Source organism: Streptomyces sp. NPDC002776 (genome assembly GCF_053592195.1).
In genome coordinates this window covers 23,622-40,156 of record NZ_JBSFVG010000017.1, presented here as the reverse complement: position 1 = coordinate 40,156, position 16,535 = coordinate 23,622, and the positions used below count along the sequence as shown (strand labels likewise).

Below are 16,535 nucleotides of genomic sequence, written 5' to 3'. Positions count from 1 at the left end.
CCAACCAAGAGCCACTTAACCCGGGCCACCGGCACAAAGCGCCCGAAGGCGACCGACCCATACAGCAGCGAGACCCCGGGCGGCGCAGGGGGCGCTCCCCGCCGCTCGGGGTCCCGCCGTCGTGCAGCGGGGAACCGTTCAGCCCTGGGCGGCCGCGGCCCGCAGGGCGACGCGGTTCTCGCCCGCGTACACGTTCATGGAGGTGCCCCGCAGGAAGCCCACGAGGGTCAGCCCGGTCTCCGCGGCCAGGTCGACCGCCAGCGAGGAGGGCGCCGACACCGCCGCCAGCACCGGGATCCCGGCCATCACCGCCTTCTGCGCCAGCTCGAAGGAGGCGCGCCCGGAGACCAGCAGGAGTGCGCGGGACAGGGGCAGTTCGCCGTTCTGGAGTGCGCGTCCGACCAGTTTGTCGACCGCGTTGTGCCGCCCGACGTCCTCCCGTATGTCGAGCAGTTCCCCGTCCTCGCTGAACAGGGCCGCCGCGTGCAGCCCTCCGGTGCGGTCGAAGACGCGCTGGGCGGCGCGCAGCCGGTCCGGGAGGCTCGACAGCAGGTCGGGTTCGACGCGGACCGGGGGAGTGTCGGCGATGGGCCAGCGGGCGGTGGTCCGTACGGCGTCCAGGCTGGCCTTGCCGCACAGGCCGCAGGAGGACGTCGTGTAGACGTTGCGCTCCAGGGTGATGTCGGGGATCACCACGCCCGGTGCCGTCTTCACGTCGACCACGTTGTAGGTGTTCGTGCCGTCGGCCGTGGCGCCCGCGCAGTAGACGATGTTCTGGAGTTCTCCCTGCTCCGCGAGGACTCCCTCGCTGACCAGGAACCCGGCGGCGAGCGCGAAGTCGTCGCCGGGGGTGCGCATGGTGATCGCGAGCGGTTTGCCGTTGAGCCGGATCTCCAGGGGTTCCTCGGCGACGAGCGTGTCCGGGCGGGTGGAGACCGCCCCGTCCCGGATCCGGATCACCTTGCGTCGTTCCGTGACTCGTCCCATGTCCCCATCAGCCCCGATCAGTTCCGGTTCTGGACGTGCTGGTAGCCGAAGCGGCCCTTGATGCACAGATTGCCGTGGGTCACCGGGTTGTCGTGCGGCGAGGTGACCTTCACGATCTCATTGTCCTGCACGTGCAGGGTGAGGTTGCAGCCCACTCCGCAGTACGCGCACACCGTGGTCGTCTCGGTCTGCCGGGCCTCGTCCCAGGTACCCGCGGCCCGCATGTCGAACTCGGACTTGAAGGACAGCGCCCCGGTCGGGCACACCTCGATGCAGTTCCCGCAGTACACGCACGCCGAGTCGGTCAGCGGGGCGTCGTGCTCCACCGCGATCCGCGCGTCGAAGCCCCGCCCGGCCACCGAGATCGCGAAGGTGTTCTGCCACTGGTCGCCGCAGGCGTCGACGCACTTGTAGCAGAGGATGCACTTGTCGTAGTCGCGCACGTACAGGTCGTTGTCGATCCTGGGTTCCTCGTTCAGCCGGGCCGCGTCCGGGCCGAAGCGGTCCGGTTCGGCCCCGTACTCCTTGATCCACTCGGCGGCCCGCGGTGTCGTCGACAGGTCGACCGAGGAGGCGAGCAGTTCGAGCACCACCTTGCGGCTGTGCCGCGCCCGCTCGGTGCCGGTGCGGACCTCCATGCCCGGCTCGGCCTTCCGCGAGCAGGCCGGGACCAGGGTGCGGGCCCCCTCGACCTCGACGACACAGACCCGGCAGGCGTTCTTCGGGCGCAGGGTGTCGCCCTCGCACAGGGTCGGGACGTCCTTCCCGGCGGCCCGGCAGGCGTCCAGGATCGTCGATCCCTCGGGCGCCCGCACGGCCTCCCCGTCGAGGGTGAACTCCAGCAGGCGGCGGGGGATCCCCAGCGGTGTCACGGTCATTCGTACGCCCCCAGGCGGTCGATGGCGGATTCCACGGCGTTCCACGCGGTCTGGCCCAGACCGCAGATCGAGGCGTCCCGCATCGCGCGGCCGACCTCTCTGAGCAGGGCGATGTCCCCGGCGGCCGCCGCGCCCGTGCGCTCGGCGATCCGGTGCAGCGCCTCCTCCTGGCGCACGGTCCCGACCCGGCACGGCACGCACTGCCCGCAGGACTCGTCCCGGAAGAACTCGGCGATCCGCAGCAGCAGCCGGGGCAGCGGGACGGTGTCGTCGAAGGCCATCACCACGCCCGAGCCGAGGGTGGTGCCCGCCTGGCGGGTGCCTTCGAAGGTGAGCGGGATGTCCCGCTCGTCGGGCCGTACGAAGCCGCCCGCGGCACCGCCCAGCAGCACCGCCCGCAGCCCGTCGCGCACTCCGGCCAGGTCCAGCAGCTCGCCCAGCGTGGCGCCGAAGGGCAGCTCGTAGATCCCGGGCCGCGCCACGCTCCCGGAGACGCAGAACAGCTTCGGCCCGGTGGACTTCGCGGTGCCGATCGCCGCATAGGCCGGGGCGCCCATGGTCAGGATCGGCAACACGTTGACCAGCGTCTCCACGTTGTTCTCCACCGTCGGCTTGCCGAACAGGCCCTTCTCGACGGGGAACGGCGGCTTGGCGCGCGGCTCGCCCCGGTAGCCCTCGATGGAGTTGAACAGGGCCGTCTCCTCACCGCAGATGTAGGCGCCCGCGCCCCTGCGGATCTCGATGTCGAAGGACCAGCCCTGCCCGAGGACGTCGTCGCCGAGCAGCCCGCGCGCGCGGGCCTGGGTGAGGGCGTGCTCCATGCGCGCCAGGGAGCGCGGGTACTCGCCGCGCAGATACAGGTAGCCGCGGTGCGCGCCGGTGGCGTAGGCGGCGACGGTCATCGCCTCGACCAGGGCGTACGGATCGCCCTCCATGATCACGCGGTCCTTGAAGGTGCCCGGCTCGGACTCGTCGGCGTTGCAGACGAGGTAGTGCGGGCGGTCGGGCTGGGACGCCGTCGCCTGCCATTTGCGCCCCGTGGGGAAGGCGGCGCCGCCCCGGCCGACCAGGCCCGAGTCGGTCACCTCGCGGATGACGCCGGCCGGGCCGAGGGCGAAGGCCCGGCGCAGGGCGGTGTAGCCGCCGTGGGCGCGGTAGTCGTCGAGGCTCGCCGGGTCCACGACGCCGATCCTGCTGAGCAGGACGAGGCCCGGGTCCCCGGCCTGGGGGACCGCGAGCGCCGCCGGTGGCTCCTCGGGGGCCGAGTCGGGCGCGGTCGCGGCGAGCACGGCGCCGGGCACGGTGGCCGGCGCCGACACGGCCGTACGCACCGGGTCCCCCGCCCGGATCGCCAGGGCCGCCGGAGCGCGCTCGCACAGGCCCAGGCAGGGGCTGCGTTCGACGTGGACGCCGGGGCCGAGGCCGCTCTCGACGCCGGCGCACAGGCCGGCCGCGCCCGCCGCCGCGCAGGCCAGGTCGGTGCAGATGTGCAGGACGGTCGCGGGGCGGGGCTTGACCGAGAACATGGCGTAGAAGGTGGCGACGCCGTACGCCTCGGCGGGCGGCACCGTCAGGCGGCGGCACAGGTAGTCCAGGGCGCCGTCGCTGATCCAGCCGATCCGGTCGTTGAGGGCGTGCAGCCCCGGCAGCAGCAGGTCCCGGCGGTCGCGGGCCGCGCGTCCGCCGCGCGCCCACCTGAGGTCCGCGTCGGAGCGGTCGGCGCCCTCCCAGGAGGACTCGGGCGGGCCCAGCAGGGCGTCGACGGCGGCCCGTTCGTCGTCCGTCGGTTTGCTGTCGCCGAAGTGCAGGTCCACTTGCGTCACCTCACGATGGTCGCGACGGGGAGCTTGTCGATCCGGATCGCCGATGCCTTGAACTCCGCCGTCCCCGCGATCGGGCAGTTGGCCTCGATCGTCAGCTGGTTGGTGTCCACCTCGTCGGGAAAGTGCATGGTCATGAAGGCGAGACCGGGGCGGAGCGCGGTGTCGATCCACACCGGTGCGACCACGGCTCCCCGGCGTGAGGTCACCCGGACCTCCTCGCCCACCACGACGCCGTAGCGCTCGGCGTCCTCCGGGCACAGCTCGACGTACTCGCCGCGCCGCATGGGGGAGGCGAAACTGCCGCTCTGCACGCCGGTGTTGTAGGAGTCCAGGCGCCGTCCGGTGGTGAGCCGGATCGGGTACCGCTCGTCGGTGAGGTCGACCGGCGGATCGTGCTGGACCAGCCCGAAGGGCGCCGGGCGGCCCCTGCGGGCGCGGTCCGCGTGCCACAACCTGCCGTGCAGGTAGGGCGGTTCGACTTCCTCGGTGCTGGGGCACGGCCACTGGATGCCCTGCTGCTCCGCCAGGCGTGCGTACGTCATCCCGTAGTGGTCCGGGGAGAGGGACCTGAGCTCGTTCCAGACGGTTTCGGCGTCGGCGTACTTCCACGCGTGGCCGAGCCGTGCGGCCAGTTCGCAGATGATGTCGATGTCGTCGCGCGCCTCGCCGGGCGGGGTGAGCGCCGGGCGCACCCGCTGGACCCGCCGCTCGCTGTTGGTGGTGGTGCCGTCGGTCTCGGCCCATCCGGCGGTCGCGGGCAGCACGACGTCCGCGAGCTCGGCCGTCTTGGTCAGGAAGATGTCCTGGACGACCAGGAAGTCCAGTTGGCGCAGGCGCCGTACGGCCTGGTCGCTGTCGGCCTCGGACTGCGCCGGGTTCTCGCCGATGCAGTAGACGGCCTTGAGCGTGCCCTCCTCCATCGCCTCGAACATCTCGGTGAGGTTCAGTCCGTGGTGCGGCTGGATGACGGTGTCCCACGCCGACTCGAACCTCGTCCGGGAGGCGGGGTCGAGGATGTCCTGGAAGCCGGGCAGCCGGTTGGGGATGGCGCCCATGTCGCCGCCGCCCTGGACGTTGTTCTGGCCGCGCAAGGGCTGCAACCCGCTGCCGTAGCGGCCCACATGGCCGGTCAGCAGGGACAGGTTGATCAGCGCGCGGACGTTGTCGGTGCCGTTGTGGTGCTCGGTGATGCCGAGGGTCCAGCACAACTGGGCGCGCTCGGCGCGGGCGTAGGCGTGCGCCAGCTCCTTGATGGCCTGGGCGGGTACGCCCGTCACCTTCTCGGCGAGCGAGAGCGTCCAGGGCTCGACGAGGGCCCGGTACTCCTCGAAGCCGATGGTCGCCCGCTCGATGAACGGCTCGTTGGCGAGGCCCGCGTGGATGATCTCGCGACCGACCGCGTGGGCGAGCGGGATGTCGGTGCCGACGTTCAGCCCCATCCAGCTCTCCGCCCACTCGGCGGTGGAGGTGCGGCGCGGGTCGACGGCGTACATCCGGGCGCCGTTCCTGATGCCCTTGAGCACGTGCTGGAAGAAGATCGGGTGCGCGAAGCGGGCGTTGGAGCCCCACATCACGATGACGTCGGTGTGCTCGATCTCCTCGTAGGAGGAGGTCCCGCCGCCGGAGCCGAAGGCCGCCGACAGGCCCGCCACGCTCGGGGCGTGACAGGTGCGGTTGCAGGAGTCGACGTTGTTGGTGCCCATGACGACCCGGGCGAACTTCTGGGCCACGTAGTTCATCTCGTTGGTGGCGCGGGCGCAGGAGAACATGCCGAACGTGCCGCGGTTGCGCCCGATGCCCGCCGCCGCACGCTCCAGGGCCTCCTCCCAACTCGCCTGCCGCAGGGGCTCGTCGCGGGAGTCCCGGACGAGCGGGTGGGTGAGCCGGGTGTAGGTCTTCGGTTGCCGTTTCCTCATGCGGCGCTCCTCAATGCGAGCAGGTCCGAGATGGCGTGCACGGTGCGCAGGGTGGGCACCGGAACGCCGGTGATCTCCGCCAGCTCGACGACCGCCGCGAGGAGCACGTCGAGTTCGAGCGGCTTGCCGCGCTCCAGGTCCTGGAGCGTGGAGGTGCGGTGGTCGCCGACCTTCTCGGCGCCGGCCATCCGGCGTTCGATGGAGACGCCCACCTCGCAGCCGAGGGCCTCGGCGACGGCGAGCGTCTCGGCCATCATGGTCTCGATCACCTTGCGGGTGCCGCCGTGCCGGCACATCTGCCGCATGGTGGCGCGGGCCAGCGCGCTGATCGGGTTGAAGGAGATGTTGCCGAGCAGCTTGAGCCAGATGTCGTTGCGCAGATCGGGCTCCACCGGGCACTTCAGTCCGCCGGCCCGCATGGCCTCGCCGAACGCCAGACAGCGCGGGGAGATGCTCCGGTCGGGCTCGCCGATGGAGAACCGGGTGCCTTCCAAGTGCCGTACGACGCCCGGGCCTTCGAGTTCGGTGGCCGCGTAGACGACACAGCCGACGGCCCGTTCGGGCGCGAGCACCGCACTGACCGTGCCGCCCGGGTCGACGCTCTCCACGCGATGGCCGTCGTGGGGGCCGCCGTGCCGGTGGAAGTACCACCAGGGGATGCCGTTCTGGGCCGCGATCACCGCGGTCGCGTCGTGCAGCAGGGGCTCGATCAGCGGCCCGCACGCCGCGTACGAGTTGGCCTTCAGGCCCAGGAACACATAGTCGACCGGGCCGATCTCGGCGGGGTCGTCGGTGGCCCGGGCACGGGCGGTGAAATCGCCGCGCGGGCTGAGCACCCGCACGCCGTGCTGCCGCATGGCCGCCAGATGCGGTCCACGGGCGACGAGATGCACATCGGCGCCCGCGCGGTGGAGCGCGGCACCGACATAGGCGCCGATCGCACCGGCGCCGAGGACTGCGACTTTCATACGGGGGAGCTCCGTTCGGTCGAGGGATACCGCGGAGATGGGGACAGTGCCGAGAAGTGCCGACACTCCGTCGACGAAATATTGTCTACAGTATGCTTGTTGGGGCGGCAAGGGTGCGGGCAAGGTCGGGGCGTGGGTTCGGGGGCACGGGTCGGTGCCGAACCGGAAACCGGTCGCTCCGACCGTTCGTCGCGCCCGGAATACCGCTCACCGCAGACGGTCGACGCGTCGCTTCTCAACTCCGCCGCCGGTTCCTACCGTTCTGGATCATGAGTCCCCCCGTCGCGCCGCCGGGCTGGAGCCGCTGGCTGGTTCCCCCCGCCGCTCTCTCGGTCCACCTCTCCATCGGCCAGGCCTACGCCTGGTCCGTGTTCAAACCGCCCCTGGAATCCGCGCTCGGCCTCAGCGGCACGCAGAGCGCCCTCCCCTTCCAGCTGGGCATCGTCATGCTGGGCCTGTCCGCCGCGTTCGGCGGCACGCTCGTCGAACGCAACGGCCCGCGCTGGGCGATGACCGTCGCCCTGTGCTGCTTCTCGTCCGGCTTCCTGCTCTCCGCGCTCGGCGCGGCCACCGAGCAGTACTGGCTGATCGTCCTCGGCTACGGCTTCGTCGGCGGGATCGGCCTCGGCATCGGCTACATCTCACCCGTCTCCACGCTGATCAAGTGGTTCCCGGACCGGCCCGGCATGGCCACCGGCATCGCCATCATGGGCTTCGGCGGCGGCGCGCTGATCGCCTCCCCGTGGTCCGCGCAGATGCTGGAGTCCTTCGGCAGCGACTCCTCCGGGATCGCCCTCGCCTTCCTGGTGCACGGCCTGTCGTACGCGGTGTTCATGTCGCTGGGTGTCCTCCTGGTCAGGGTGCCGCGCACCGAACCCGGGAGGCGGGGCACCGAGACGGTCACCCCCGCCGGCCCGCAGGTGACCGCGAACCAGGCCGTCCGCACCCCCCAGTTCTGGTGCCTGTGGGTCGTGCTCTGCATGAACGTGACCGCGGGCATCGGCATCCTGGAGAAGGCCGCACCGATGATCACCGACTTCTTCGCGGACACCTCGACAACGGTGTCAGCGACCGCCGCGGCCGGTTTCGTCGCCCTGCTGTCGGCCGCCAACATGGCCGGCCGCATCGGCTGGTCCTCCACCTCCGACCTGATCGGGCGGAAGAACATCTACCGCCTCTACCTGGGCGCCGGCGCGCTGATGTACGCCGCCATCGCCCTGTTCGGCGACTCCTCGAAGCCGCTGTTCATCCTGTGCGCCCTGGTGATCCTCTCCTTCTACGGCGGCGGCTTCGCGACGATCCCCGCCTATCTGAAGGACCTCTTCGGCACCCACCAGGTCGGCGCGATCCACGGCCGGCTGCTCACCGCCTGGTCCACCGCCGGCGTCCTCGGACCGCTGATCGTGAACTGGATCGCCGACCGCCAGGAGGCGGCGGGCCGAACCGGTGCCTCGCTGTACGGCCTGTCCTTCGTCATCATGATCGGCCTGCTGGTCGTCGGCCTCGTCGCCAATGAACTGGTCCGGCCCGTCCATCCCCGCCACCACATCCCCGCACCCCGGCAGGAGGCCGCCGATGCCGCACGACAGCAGCCAGAGTCCGCCTGACCGGCGCGCACTGATCGCCTTCGCCTGGCTGTGGGTGGGGGCACCGCTCTGCTACGGGCTCTACGAACTCGTCCGGAAGGCGACGCAGCTGTTCACCGGGTAGCTGTCACGGCGTCCCAGGGGCTGACCGAAGCCGACAACCCGGGCGCCCGATTCCTGTGACTTCACCTGCCGCCGTACCGGTGAGTCACTGATCAGACTGGTGGATCCCGCTACCCGAGCAATGAGGGGACCATCCGATGAACGGCTCGCGCATCGCCGCGCTCGGCCATTACCAGCCGGCCAGGGTACTCACCAACGAGGACCTGGCCGGCATGGTCGACACCAGCGACGAGTGGATCACGTCGCGGGTGGGCATCCGCACCCGCCACATCGCCGGGCCCGACGAACCCGTGGACGAGCTGGCCGCGCACGCCGCCGCGAAGGCGCTCGCGGCGGCGGGCCTCACCCCGGCCGACATCGACCTGGTGCTGGTGGCCACCTCCACCGCCGTCGACCGCTCCCCGAACATGGCCGCGCGCGTCGCCGCCCGGCTCGGCATCCCCTCGCCCGCCGCCATGGACGTCAACGTCGTCTGCGCCGGTTTCACCCACGCCCTGGCCACCGCCGACCACGCCGTCCGCGCGGACGCCGCCACCCGGGCCCTGGTGATCGGCGCCGACAAGATGTCCGACGTGACCGACTGGACCGACCGCACGACCTGTGTGCTCGTCGGCGACGGCGCGGGGGCCGCCGTCGTGGAGGCGTCCGAGGAGCCCGGCATCGGACCGGTGCTGTGGGGATCGGTGCCCGAGATGGGGCACGCCGTACGGATCGAGGGGACACCGTCGCGGTTCGCGCAGGAGGGCCAGAGCGTCTACCGCTGGGCCACCACCCAGCTGCCGTCCGTCGCCCGGCGGGCCTGCGAGCGGTCCGGGCTCACCCCCGCCGACCTCGCCGCGGTCGTGCTGCACCAGGCCAACCTGCGGATCATCGAACCCCTCGCGCAGAAGATCGGCGCGGTGAACGCCGTGGTGGCCAAGGACGTCTCCGACTCCGGGAACACCTCCGCCGCGAGCATCCCGCTGGCCTTCTCCAAGCTGGTCGAGCGCGGCGAGATCACCACCGGCGACCCGGTCCTGCTGTTCGGCTTCGGCGGGAACCTCTCCTACGCCGGTCAGGTCGTCCGCTGCCCGTGACGCCGGGTCCGGCACGGCCGGCTCCCGCCCGGGTGCCCAGGCCTACCCGCGGTGTGACAAGGCCAACTCCCCCTGTCCCTGGCCCTGGAGCGCCGTAGACTGTAGACGAAAGACAATCCATACTGTGCTGTCCGACGGCTCTGGAGGGGGACCGCGATGTTGTCGACAGGACTTCCGCAGGGGGCGGTGCCCAAGCTCGAACGGCCCGGGCCGCTGCGGGACCGTGTCTACGAGGCCCTGCTCGAACTGATCACCACCCGCGCCCTGCGCCCCGGCCAGCATCTGGTCGAGAGTGAACTCGCCGGTCATCTGGGGGTGTCCCGGCAGCCGGTGCGCGAGGCGCTGCAACGCCTGAACACCGAGGGCTGGGTCGATCTGCGGCCCGCCCAGGGCGCCTTCGTGCACAAGCCCACCGAGGAGGAGGCCGACCAGCTCCTCACCGTGCGCACCCTGCTGGAGGCCGAGGCGGCCCGGCTCGCCGCCGCCAACGCCGGAGCCGCCGGGATCGCGGCCCTGGAGGAGCTGTGCGCCGAGGGCGAGCGTGCGGTGGAGGCGGACGACGTGGACGGTGCCGTCGCCATCAACGCCCGCTTCCACGCCAAGGTCATGGAACTCGCGGGCAACGCCGTCCTCGCCGAACTCGCCGCCCAGGTCGACCGCCGGGTGCGCTGGTACTACACGCCGGTGGCCCGGCAGCGCGGGCAGCAGTCCTGGATCGAGCACCGCGGGCTGATCGCGGCGATCTCCGAGCGCGACCAGCAGCGCGCCACCGCGCTCATGCGCGAACACACCGAGCACACCCGCACCTCTTACCACGCCCGCCAGCGGTCCTGACGGCGCCGCGGAGCCGAGGTGGACACCACTCGGCTTTGTCCTCTCAGAGGCAGAAGTCGTCGCTAATTCGTGCACAGATTCTTCCCAGCCACGGCAGCCGCTGCTACGTTCCCCTCGAAAGCCCGGCAACCGGTGGCCGAAACAGGCGGGGAGGGGCACGTGAGACGTATGACGGCGCGACCCGCGAACGCCCATCAGGCCCGGCTGCTGAAGCTGTTGCGCGACGGGGGGCCCAACTCCCGTGCGCAGCTGGGTGATCAGATCGACCTGTCGCGGTCCAAGCTGGCCGTGGAGGTGGACCGGCTGCTGGAGACGGGCCTGGTCGTGGCCGACGGACTCGCCGCCTCGCGCGGCGGCCGGCGCTCCCACAACATCCGGCTCAACCCGGGGCTCCGCTTCCTCGGCGTCGACATCGGCGCGACCTCGGTCGACGTCGCCGTCACCAACGCCGAGCTGGAGATCCTCGGCCACCTCAACCACCCCATGGACGTGCGCGAAGGCCCGGTCGCGGTCTTCGAACAGGCCCTCGCCATGGCCGCCAAGCTGCGGGCGACCGGTCTCGCGGAGGGGTACGACGGCGCCGGCATCGGCGTCCCGGGCCCGGTCCGCTTCCCCGAGGGTGTCCCGGTCGCGCCGCCGATCATGCCGGGCTGGGACGGCTTCCCGGTCAGGGAGGCGCTCAGCCAGGAGCTCGGCTGCCCGGTCATGGTCGACAACGACGTGAACCTGATGGCGATGGGGGAGCAGCACGCGGGCGTCGCACGCTCCGTGAACGACTTCCTCTGCGTCAAGATCGGCACCGGCATCGGCTGCGGCATCGTCGTCGGCGGCGGTGTCCACCGCGGTACGACGGGCAGCGCCGGCGACATCGGGCACATCCAGGCGGTGCCCGACGGCAGGCCCTGCGCCTGCGGCAACCGGGGCTGCCTGGAGGCCCACTTCAGCGGGGCGGCCCTCGCCCGGGACGCCCTGGAGGCGGCCCAGCAGGGGCGGTCGGCCGAACTCGCCGCACGCCTGGAGGCCAGCGGCGGACTCAGCGCCGTCGACGTCGCCGCCGCGGCCGCCGCGGGCGACGCCACCGCCCTCGACCTGATCCGCGAGGGCGGCAACCGCACCGGCCAGGTCATCGCCGGTCTGGTCAGCTTCTTCAACCCGGGCCTGGTGGTGATCGGCGGCGGGGTGACCGGCCTCGGCCACACCCTGCTCGCCGCGATCCGCACCCAGGTCTACCGCCAGTCGCTGCCGCTGGCGACCGGCAACCTGCCCATCGTGCTGGGGGAGCTGGGCCCCACCGCCGGAGTCATCGGCGCGGCCCGGCTCATCAGCGACCACCTGTTCTCACCCGCGTAGGCCCACTCGCTCACCGGCACGTCCCGTTGCTTCGCCCTGCCCTGAACCGGCCCGCACGCCCGCCAAGGGGAGCCCATGGCACCAGAACCACCGCTGCTCAGCATGTCCGGCATCACCAAGTCCTTCCCCGGTGTCCGGGCCCTCGACGGAGTCGACCTCGACGTCCAGGCCGGCGAGGTGCACTGTCTGCTCGGCCAGAACGGGGCCGGGAAGTCCACCCTGATCAAGGTCCTGGCCGGCGCCCACCAGCCCGACACCGGCACCATCCGCTGGCGCGGCGAGGACGTCACCCTGCGCTCCCCGATCGCCGCCATGCGCCTGGGCATCGCCACCATCTACCAGGAACTCGACCTGGTGGAGCACCTGTCGGTGGCCGAGAACGTGTACCTCGGCCACGAACCGACGGCCGCCGGTTTCGTCGTACGCCGCGGGACCGCCCGCACGCGGACCGCGCAGATGCTCCAGCGGCTCGGGCACCCGGAGATCGAACCGGGGCGGCTGGTCGGGGAGTTGTCCGCGGCCCAGCAGCAGATCGTCTCCATGGCGCGGGCGCTCTCCCACGACGTACGGCTGATCGTGATGGACGAGCCGTCCGCCGCCCTGGACCCCGACGAGGTCGACAACCTCTTCCGGATCGTCGGCGACCTGACCGCCGACGGGGTCGCCGTCGTCTACATCTCGCACCGGCTGGAGGAGATCCGGCGCATCGGCGACCGGGTGACCGTGCTCAAGGACGGCCGGGCCGTCGCGGTGGGGCTGCCGGCGAAGTCGACGCCCACCCGGGATGTCGTGGCGCTGATGACGGGCCGCAACGTCGAGTACGTCTTCCCCGACCGGCCCGTGGGCGTGGCGGCCGGCCCGCCCGTGCTCCAGGTCCAAGGGCTGGCCCGCGAGGGCGAGTTCGCGCCACTGGACCTGGAGGTGCGGCCCGGGGAGATCGTCGGGCTCGCCGGACTCGTCGGCTCGGGCCGATCCGAGATCCTGGAGACGATCTACGGGGCGCGCAAGCCCTCGGCCGGGCAAGTCCTCGTGGACGGGCGGGCGTTGCGGCCGGGCAGCGTGCGTGCCGCCGTCCGGGCCGGACTCGGGCTCGCCCCCGAGGAACGCAAGGCGCAGGCCCTGCTGATGCTGGAGTCCGTCACCCGCAATGTCTCGGTCTCCTCCATGTCCCGCTTCGCGCGCGCCGGCTGGATCGACCGGGGCGCCGAACTGGGCGCCGCGCGGGCCGCCACGCGCGAGCTGTCACTGCGGCCCGACAACCCCGCCGTGCCCGTACGCACCCTGTCCGGCGGCAACCAGCAAAAGGCCGTCCTCGCCCGCTGGCTGCTGCGCGGCTGCCGGGTGCTGCTCCTGGACGAACCCACCCGCGGCGTCGACGTCGGCGCCCGCGCCGAGCTCTACGCGGTGGTCCGGCGCCTCGCCGACGAAGGACTCGCCGTGCTGCTCGTCTCCAGCGAGGTGCCCGAGGTGCTGGGCCTCGCCGACCGTGTCCTGGTCCTGCGCGAAGGGCGCGTCGTGCACACCGCGTCCGCCCGCGACCTGGACGAACACCGTGTCCTCGACCTCGTCATGGAAGGAAGCCCGGCGTCATGACGCAGCACGCGTCCCCACCGAGGGACAGCACCGGCAAGACCGCACCCGCGGCCGAACCCCCCGCCTGGCGGGGCATGATGGCCCGCGCCGACGTCCGCACCCTCTCCCTGCTCGGGGTGCTCGCCGCGCTCGTCGTCATCGGCGGCATCACCAAGCCGGACGAGTTCCTCGACACCCGCAACCTCCAACTCGTCCTCACCCAGGCCTCCGTCATCGGTGTCGTCACCGTCGGCATGACCTTCGTCATCACCTCCGGCGGCATCGACCTGTCGGTCGGCGCGATCGTCGCCCTGGCCTCGGTATGGGCGACCACGGTGGCGACGCAGGACTACGGCTTCGGCGGCGTCCTGTTCACCTCGGTCCTGGTCGGCGTCGGCTGCGGCCTGGTCAACGGCCTGCTCATCGCGTACGGCGGGATGGTGCCGTTCATCGCGACGCTCGCCATGCTCGCCTCGGCGCGCGGCCTCGCCCTGCAGATCACCGACGGCAAGACCCAGATCGTCACCATCCCCAGCATCCTCGACCTCGGCGAACGCGACGCCTACGTCCTCGGCATCCCGCCGCTCGTCATGGTCTTCGCCGTCGTCACCGTCATCGGCTGGCTGATCCTGAACCGCACCACCTTCGGCCGCCGCACGGTCGCCGTCGGCGGCAACTCCGAGGCCGCCCGGCTCGCCGGCATCGATGTCCGCCGCCAGCGCCTCTACCTCTATCTGCTGTCCGGCCTGTGCTGCGGCATCGCCGCCTTCCTGCTGATCATCCTGTCCGGATCGGGTCAGAACACCAACGGCAACCTCTACGAACTCGACGCCATCGCCGCCGCGATCATCGGCGGCACGCTGCTCAGCGGCGGCCGCGGCACCATCACCGGCTCCGTGCTCGGCGTCCTGATCTTCACCACGATCACCAACATCTTCGCCCTGAACAACCTGCAGAGCGACGTCCAGCAGATCGCCAAGGGCGCGATCATCGTCGCCGCCGTGCTGGTCCAGCGCCGTACCGCGAGCACGACCTGAGGAAAGGGTTCACCGCCATGCCAGAGTTCACCAGCCGTAGAGGACTGCTCTTCGGGACCGCCGCCGTCGGAGCGGGTGCCCTGCTCGCGGGCTGCACCAGCAACGAGTCCGACGACGAACCGGCCGCCAACGACCAGCCGGCCGCCGACGACAAGCCCGGCAAGCCCGTCACCATCGGCTTCGCCGGCCCCCAGGCCGACCACGGCTGGCTCAACGCCATCAACGACAACGCCAAGAACCGGGCGAAGAAGTACTCCGACGTCACCCTGGAGATCACCGAGGGCTCCAACGACACCGCCCAGCAGATCGGCCAGATCGAGACGCTGATCAACAAGAAGGTCGACGTCCTGGTGATTCTGCCGGCCGACGGCAAGGCCCTCACCCAGGTCGGCCTGAAGGCGATGCGGGCGGGCATCCCCGTCGTCAACCTCGACCGCATCTTCAACTCCCCGCAGGCGTACCGCTGCTGGATCGGCGGCGACAACTACGGCATGGGCCTCAACGCCGGCCACTACATCGGGGAGAAGCTCAAGGGCAAGTCCGGGGCGCGGGTGATCGAACTGGCGGGCCTGGACAACCTGGAGCTCACCCAGCAGCGCACCAAGGGCTTCGACGACGCCCTGAAGAACTACCCCAACATCAAGAAAGTGGCCCGCCAGGCCGCCGAGTTCACGGTCGAGTCGGGGCAGGCCAAGATGGCCCAGCTGCTGCAGGCCCAGTCGAATTTCGACGCGCTGTGGAACCACGACGACGACCAGGGCGTGGGCGCGCTGCGCGCCATCGAGCAGGCCGGACGCGACGACTTCCTGATGGTCGGCGGCGCGGGCGCGCTCTCCGCGTTCCAGGCCATCAAGCAGGACGACGGCGTCCTCAAGGCGACGGTCCTCTACCCGCCGACGATGGCCGCCTCCGCGATCGACCTGGCCCGCGCGCTCGGCCAGGGCAAGGGAGTCGGCGGTCTCGCCGAGTTCGAGATCCCGGCCTCGCTGACCCTGTACTCGGCCGTCGTCGACAAGGACAACGTCGACCAGTACATGCCCACCGGCTTCAAGTAGGCCGTGCCGTGCGCCGGACGCCACTCCCACGAGTTCGAGGAGGACACTCGCATGTCAGAAGGGCCTGAGGTGGATCCGGAGGTGAATCCGGAGGTGGACCCTGGGGTGAACCCTGAGGTGGATCCTGGGGCGAATCCTGGGGTGGAGAAGCCGCCGCTTCGGATCGGCATGGTCGGCTACGCCTTCATGGGCGCCGCCCACTCCCAGGGGTGGCGCACCGCGGGGCGCGTCTTCGACCTGCCCCGGCGGCCCGTGCTGGCCGCGATCTGCGGACGGGACGCGGCGGCGGTGCGCGCGGCGGCCGACCGGCACGGATGGGCGGCGGCCGAGACCGACTGGCGTGCGCTGATCGCCCGGGACGATGTCGACCTCGTCGACATCTGCACCCCCGGCGACAGCCACGCCGAGATCGCCGTCGCCGCCCTCGCCGCGGGCAAGCACGTCCTGTGCGAGAAGCCTCTGGCCAACACGGTCGAGGAGGCCTCGGTGATGGCCCGCGCCTCCGAAGAGGCTTTCGCACGCGGTCACTTGGCGATGGTCGGGTTCAACTACCGCCGGGTGCCCGCGACCGCCCTCGCCCGGCGGATGGTCGCCGAGGGGCGGATCGGCAGGCTGCGGCATGTGCGGGTGACGTACCTCCAGGACTGGCTGGTGGACGCCGGCTTCCCGCTGACCTGGCGGCTGCGCAGGGAGTACGCGGGTTCGGGCTCGCTCGGCGACCTCGGGTCGCACATCGTGGACCTCGCGCAGTACGTGGCGGGGGAGCAGCTGGCCGGGGTTTCCGCCCTCACCGAGACCTTCGTACGTGAACGGCCACTGCCGGGCGGTGCCGTGCAGGGGCTGTCCGCCGTCTCGGCCGACGGGGACACCGGCCAGGTCACCGTGGACGACGCGGCCCTGTTCACCGCCCGCTTCACCTCCGGCGCCGTCGCCTCCTTCGAGGCGACCCGCTACGCCACCGGGCGCAAGAACGCCCTGCGCCTCGAACTCAACGGCGAGAACGGCTCGTTGGCCTTCGACCTGGAACGGCTCAACGAACTCTCCTACCACGACGGCACGGAGCCCGCGGCCCAGGGCGGCTTCCGCCGCATCCTCGTCACCGAGCCCGAACACCCCTACCTGGACGCCTGGTGGCCGCCGGGCCACGGCCTCGGCTACGAGCACACCTTCGTCCACCAGGCCCGCGACCTCGTCCACGCCATCGCCGAGGGCCGGCAGCCCGACCCCTCCTTCGCCGACGGGCTCCAGGTGCAGCGCGTCCTCGCGGCGGTGGAGGAGAGCGCCGAGAAGAACTCCGTCTACACCCCCATAGCGGTCTGAGGAGGCCCTG

Annotated in this window: 14 protein-coding genes; 9 read left to right on the top strand and 5 right to left on the bottom strand. The window is 71.5% G+C overall.

From position 1 onward, the window contains the following. Positions 1-138: 138 nt before the first annotated feature. From fdhD to ACWD11_RS28460, 5 genes are read right to left on the bottom strand one after another with little or no spacing between them, the layout of a single operon-like run. A complete protein-coding gene (gene fdhD / locus ACWD11_RS28480) occupies positions 139-987 on the bottom strand; it encodes a formate dehydrogenase accessory sulfurtransferase FdhD (RefSeq protein ID WP_389421132.1) in 849 nt (282 codons plus the stop codon). A 17-nt stretch (positions 988-1,004) separates the two neighbouring features. Next, complete coding sequence (locus ACWD11_RS28475) at positions 1,005-1,865, bottom strand: 2Fe-2S iron-sulfur cluster-binding protein (protein WP_451286387.1); 861 nt, start codon at positions 1,863-1,865, stop codon at positions 1,005-1,007. Continuing rightward, positions 1,862-3,679, bottom strand: coding sequence for an NADH-ubiquinone oxidoreductase-F iron-sulfur binding region domain-containing protein (locus ACWD11_RS28470; RefSeq protein WP_451286503.1), 1,818 nt, complete (start codon positions 3,677-3,679; stop codon positions 1,862-1,864). The genes ACWD11_RS28475 and ACWD11_RS28470 overlap by 4 nt, the downstream gene beginning before the upstream one ends. Before the next feature lie 5 nt (positions 3,680-3,684). Beyond that, on the bottom strand, positions 3,685-5,604 hold the full coding sequence (locus tag ACWD11_RS28465; protein ID WP_451286385.1) for a molybdopterin oxidoreductase family protein: 1,920 nt from the start codon (positions 5,602-5,604) through the stop codon (positions 3,685-3,687). Then, positions 5,601-6,572 carry a 2-dehydropantoate 2-reductase gene (locus ACWD11_RS28460; RefSeq protein WP_389421135.1) on the bottom strand — a complete coding sequence of 324 codons (972 nt, stop codon included), beginning with the start codon at positions 6,570-6,572 and terminating at the stop codon, positions 5,601-5,603. Before ACWD11_RS28460 ends, ACWD11_RS28465 begins: the two co-directional genes overlap by 4 nt. 269 nt (positions 6,573-6,841) lie before the next feature. On the opposite strand from ACWD11_RS28460, the gene ACWD11_RS28455 reads away from it, so the two are divergent. The 9 genes from ACWD11_RS28455 to ACWD11_RS28415 all read left to right on the top strand — a co-directional run bounded on the left by ACWD11_RS28455 (position 6,842) and on the right by ACWD11_RS28415 (position 16,525). After that, positions 6,842-8,179 (top strand): OFA family MFS transporter, encoded by a 1,338-nt coding sequence (locus tag ACWD11_RS28455; protein WP_389421136.1) that lies wholly within the window; start codon positions 6,842-6,844, stop codon positions 8,177-8,179. Continuing rightward, positions 8,148-8,282: an MFS transporter small subunit gene (locus tag ACWD11_RS28450; RefSeq protein ID WP_389421137.1), complete on the top strand. Its 135-nt coding sequence runs from the start codon at positions 8,148-8,150 to the stop codon at positions 8,280-8,282. Before ACWD11_RS28455 ends, ACWD11_RS28450 begins: the two co-directional genes overlap by 32 nt. Positions 8,283-8,418: 136 nt before the next feature. Then, positions 8,419-9,357 carry a beta-ketoacyl-ACP synthase III gene (locus ACWD11_RS28445; protein ID WP_451286382.1) on the top strand — a complete coding sequence of 313 codons (939 nt, stop codon included), beginning with the start codon at positions 8,419-8,421 and terminating at the stop codon, positions 9,355-9,357. 156 nt (positions 9,358-9,513) lie between these two features. Further along, on the top strand, positions 9,514-10,191 hold the full coding sequence (locus ACWD11_RS28440; protein WP_451286380.1) for a GntR family transcriptional regulator: 678 nt from the start codon (positions 9,514-9,516) through the stop codon (positions 10,189-10,191). A 168-nt stretch (positions 10,192-10,359) separates the two neighbouring features. Continuing rightward, complete coding sequence (locus ACWD11_RS28435; protein ID WP_389421140.1) at positions 10,360-11,541, top strand: ROK family transcriptional regulator; 1,182 nt, start codon at positions 10,360-10,362, stop codon at positions 11,539-11,541. 75 nt (positions 11,542-11,616) lie between these two features. Next, positions 11,617-13,134, top strand: coding sequence for a sugar ABC transporter ATP-binding protein (locus ACWD11_RS28430; RefSeq protein ID WP_389421141.1), 1,518 nt, complete (start codon positions 11,617-11,619; stop codon positions 13,132-13,134). Beyond that, complete coding sequence (locus tag ACWD11_RS28425) at positions 13,131-14,150, top strand: ABC transporter permease (protein ID WP_389421142.1); 1,020 nt, start codon at positions 13,131-13,133, stop codon at positions 14,148-14,150. The genes ACWD11_RS28430 and ACWD11_RS28425 overlap by 4 nt, the downstream gene beginning before the upstream one ends. A gap of 17 nt (positions 14,151-14,167) precedes the next feature. Continuing rightward, positions 14,168-15,205 carry a substrate-binding domain-containing protein gene (locus ACWD11_RS28420; protein WP_451286378.1) on the top strand — a complete coding sequence of 346 codons (1,038 nt, stop codon included), beginning with the start codon at positions 14,168-14,170 and terminating at the stop codon, positions 15,203-15,205. A 168-nt stretch (positions 15,206-15,373) separates the two neighbouring features. After that, entirely contained in the window at positions 15,374-16,525 is a 1,152-nt protein-coding gene (locus tag ACWD11_RS28415) for a Gfo/Idh/MocA family protein (protein WP_389421163.1), read from the top strand. Positions 16,526-16,535 lie beyond the last annotated feature (10 nt).

Excerpts from the sequence above, each read along its gene's own strand:
- ACWD11_RS28445 (WP_451286382.1), top strand. The coding sequence starts at position 8,419 with ATGAACGGCTCGCGCATCGCCGCGCTCGGCCATTACCAGCCGGCCAGG.
- ACWD11_RS28420 (WP_451286378.1), top strand. The coding sequence starts at position 14,168 with ATGCCAGAGTTCACCAGCCGTAGAGGACTGCTCTTCGGGACCGCCGCC.
- ACWD11_RS28465 (WP_451286385.1), bottom strand. The coding sequence starts at position 5,604 with ATGAGGAAACGGCAACCGAAGACCTACACCCGGCTCACCCACCCGCTC.
- ACWD11_RS28475 (WP_451286387.1), bottom strand. The coding sequence starts at position 1,865 with ATGACCGTGACACCGCTGGGGATCCCCCGCCGCCTGCTGGAGTTCACC.
- ACWD11_RS28425 (WP_389421142.1), top strand. The coding sequence starts at position 13,131 with ATGACGCAGCACGCGTCCCCACCGAGGGACAGCACCGGCAAGACCGCA.
- ACWD11_RS28415 (WP_389421163.1), top strand. The coding sequence starts at position 15,374 with ATGGTCGGCTACGCCTTCATGGGCGCCGCCCACTCCCAGGGGTGGCGC.
- ACWD11_RS28460 (WP_389421135.1), bottom strand. The coding sequence starts at position 6,572 with ATGAAAGTCGCAGTCCTCGGCGCCGGTGCGATCGGCGCCTATGTCGGT.
- ACWD11_RS28430 (WP_389421141.1), top strand. The coding sequence starts at position 11,617 with ATGGCACCAGAACCACCGCTGCTCAGCATGTCCGGCATCACCAAGTCC.
- ACWD11_RS28450 (WP_389421137.1), top strand. The coding sequence starts at position 8,148 with ATGCCGCACGACAGCAGCCAGAGTCCGCCTGACCGGCGCGCACTGATC.
- ACWD11_RS28455 (WP_389421136.1), top strand. The coding sequence starts at position 6,842 with ATGAGTCCCCCCGTCGCGCCGCCGGGCTGGAGCCGCTGGCTGGTTCCC.
- fdhD (WP_389421132.1), bottom strand. The coding sequence starts at position 987 with ATGGGACGAGTCACGGAACGACGCAAGGTGATCCGGATCCGGGACGGG.
- ACWD11_RS28435 (WP_389421140.1), top strand. The coding sequence starts at position 10,360 with ATGACGGCGCGACCCGCGAACGCCCATCAGGCCCGGCTGCTGAAGCTG.
- ACWD11_RS28440 (WP_451286380.1), top strand. The coding sequence starts at position 9,514 with ATGTTGTCGACAGGACTTCCGCAGGGGGCGGTGCCCAAGCTCGAACGG.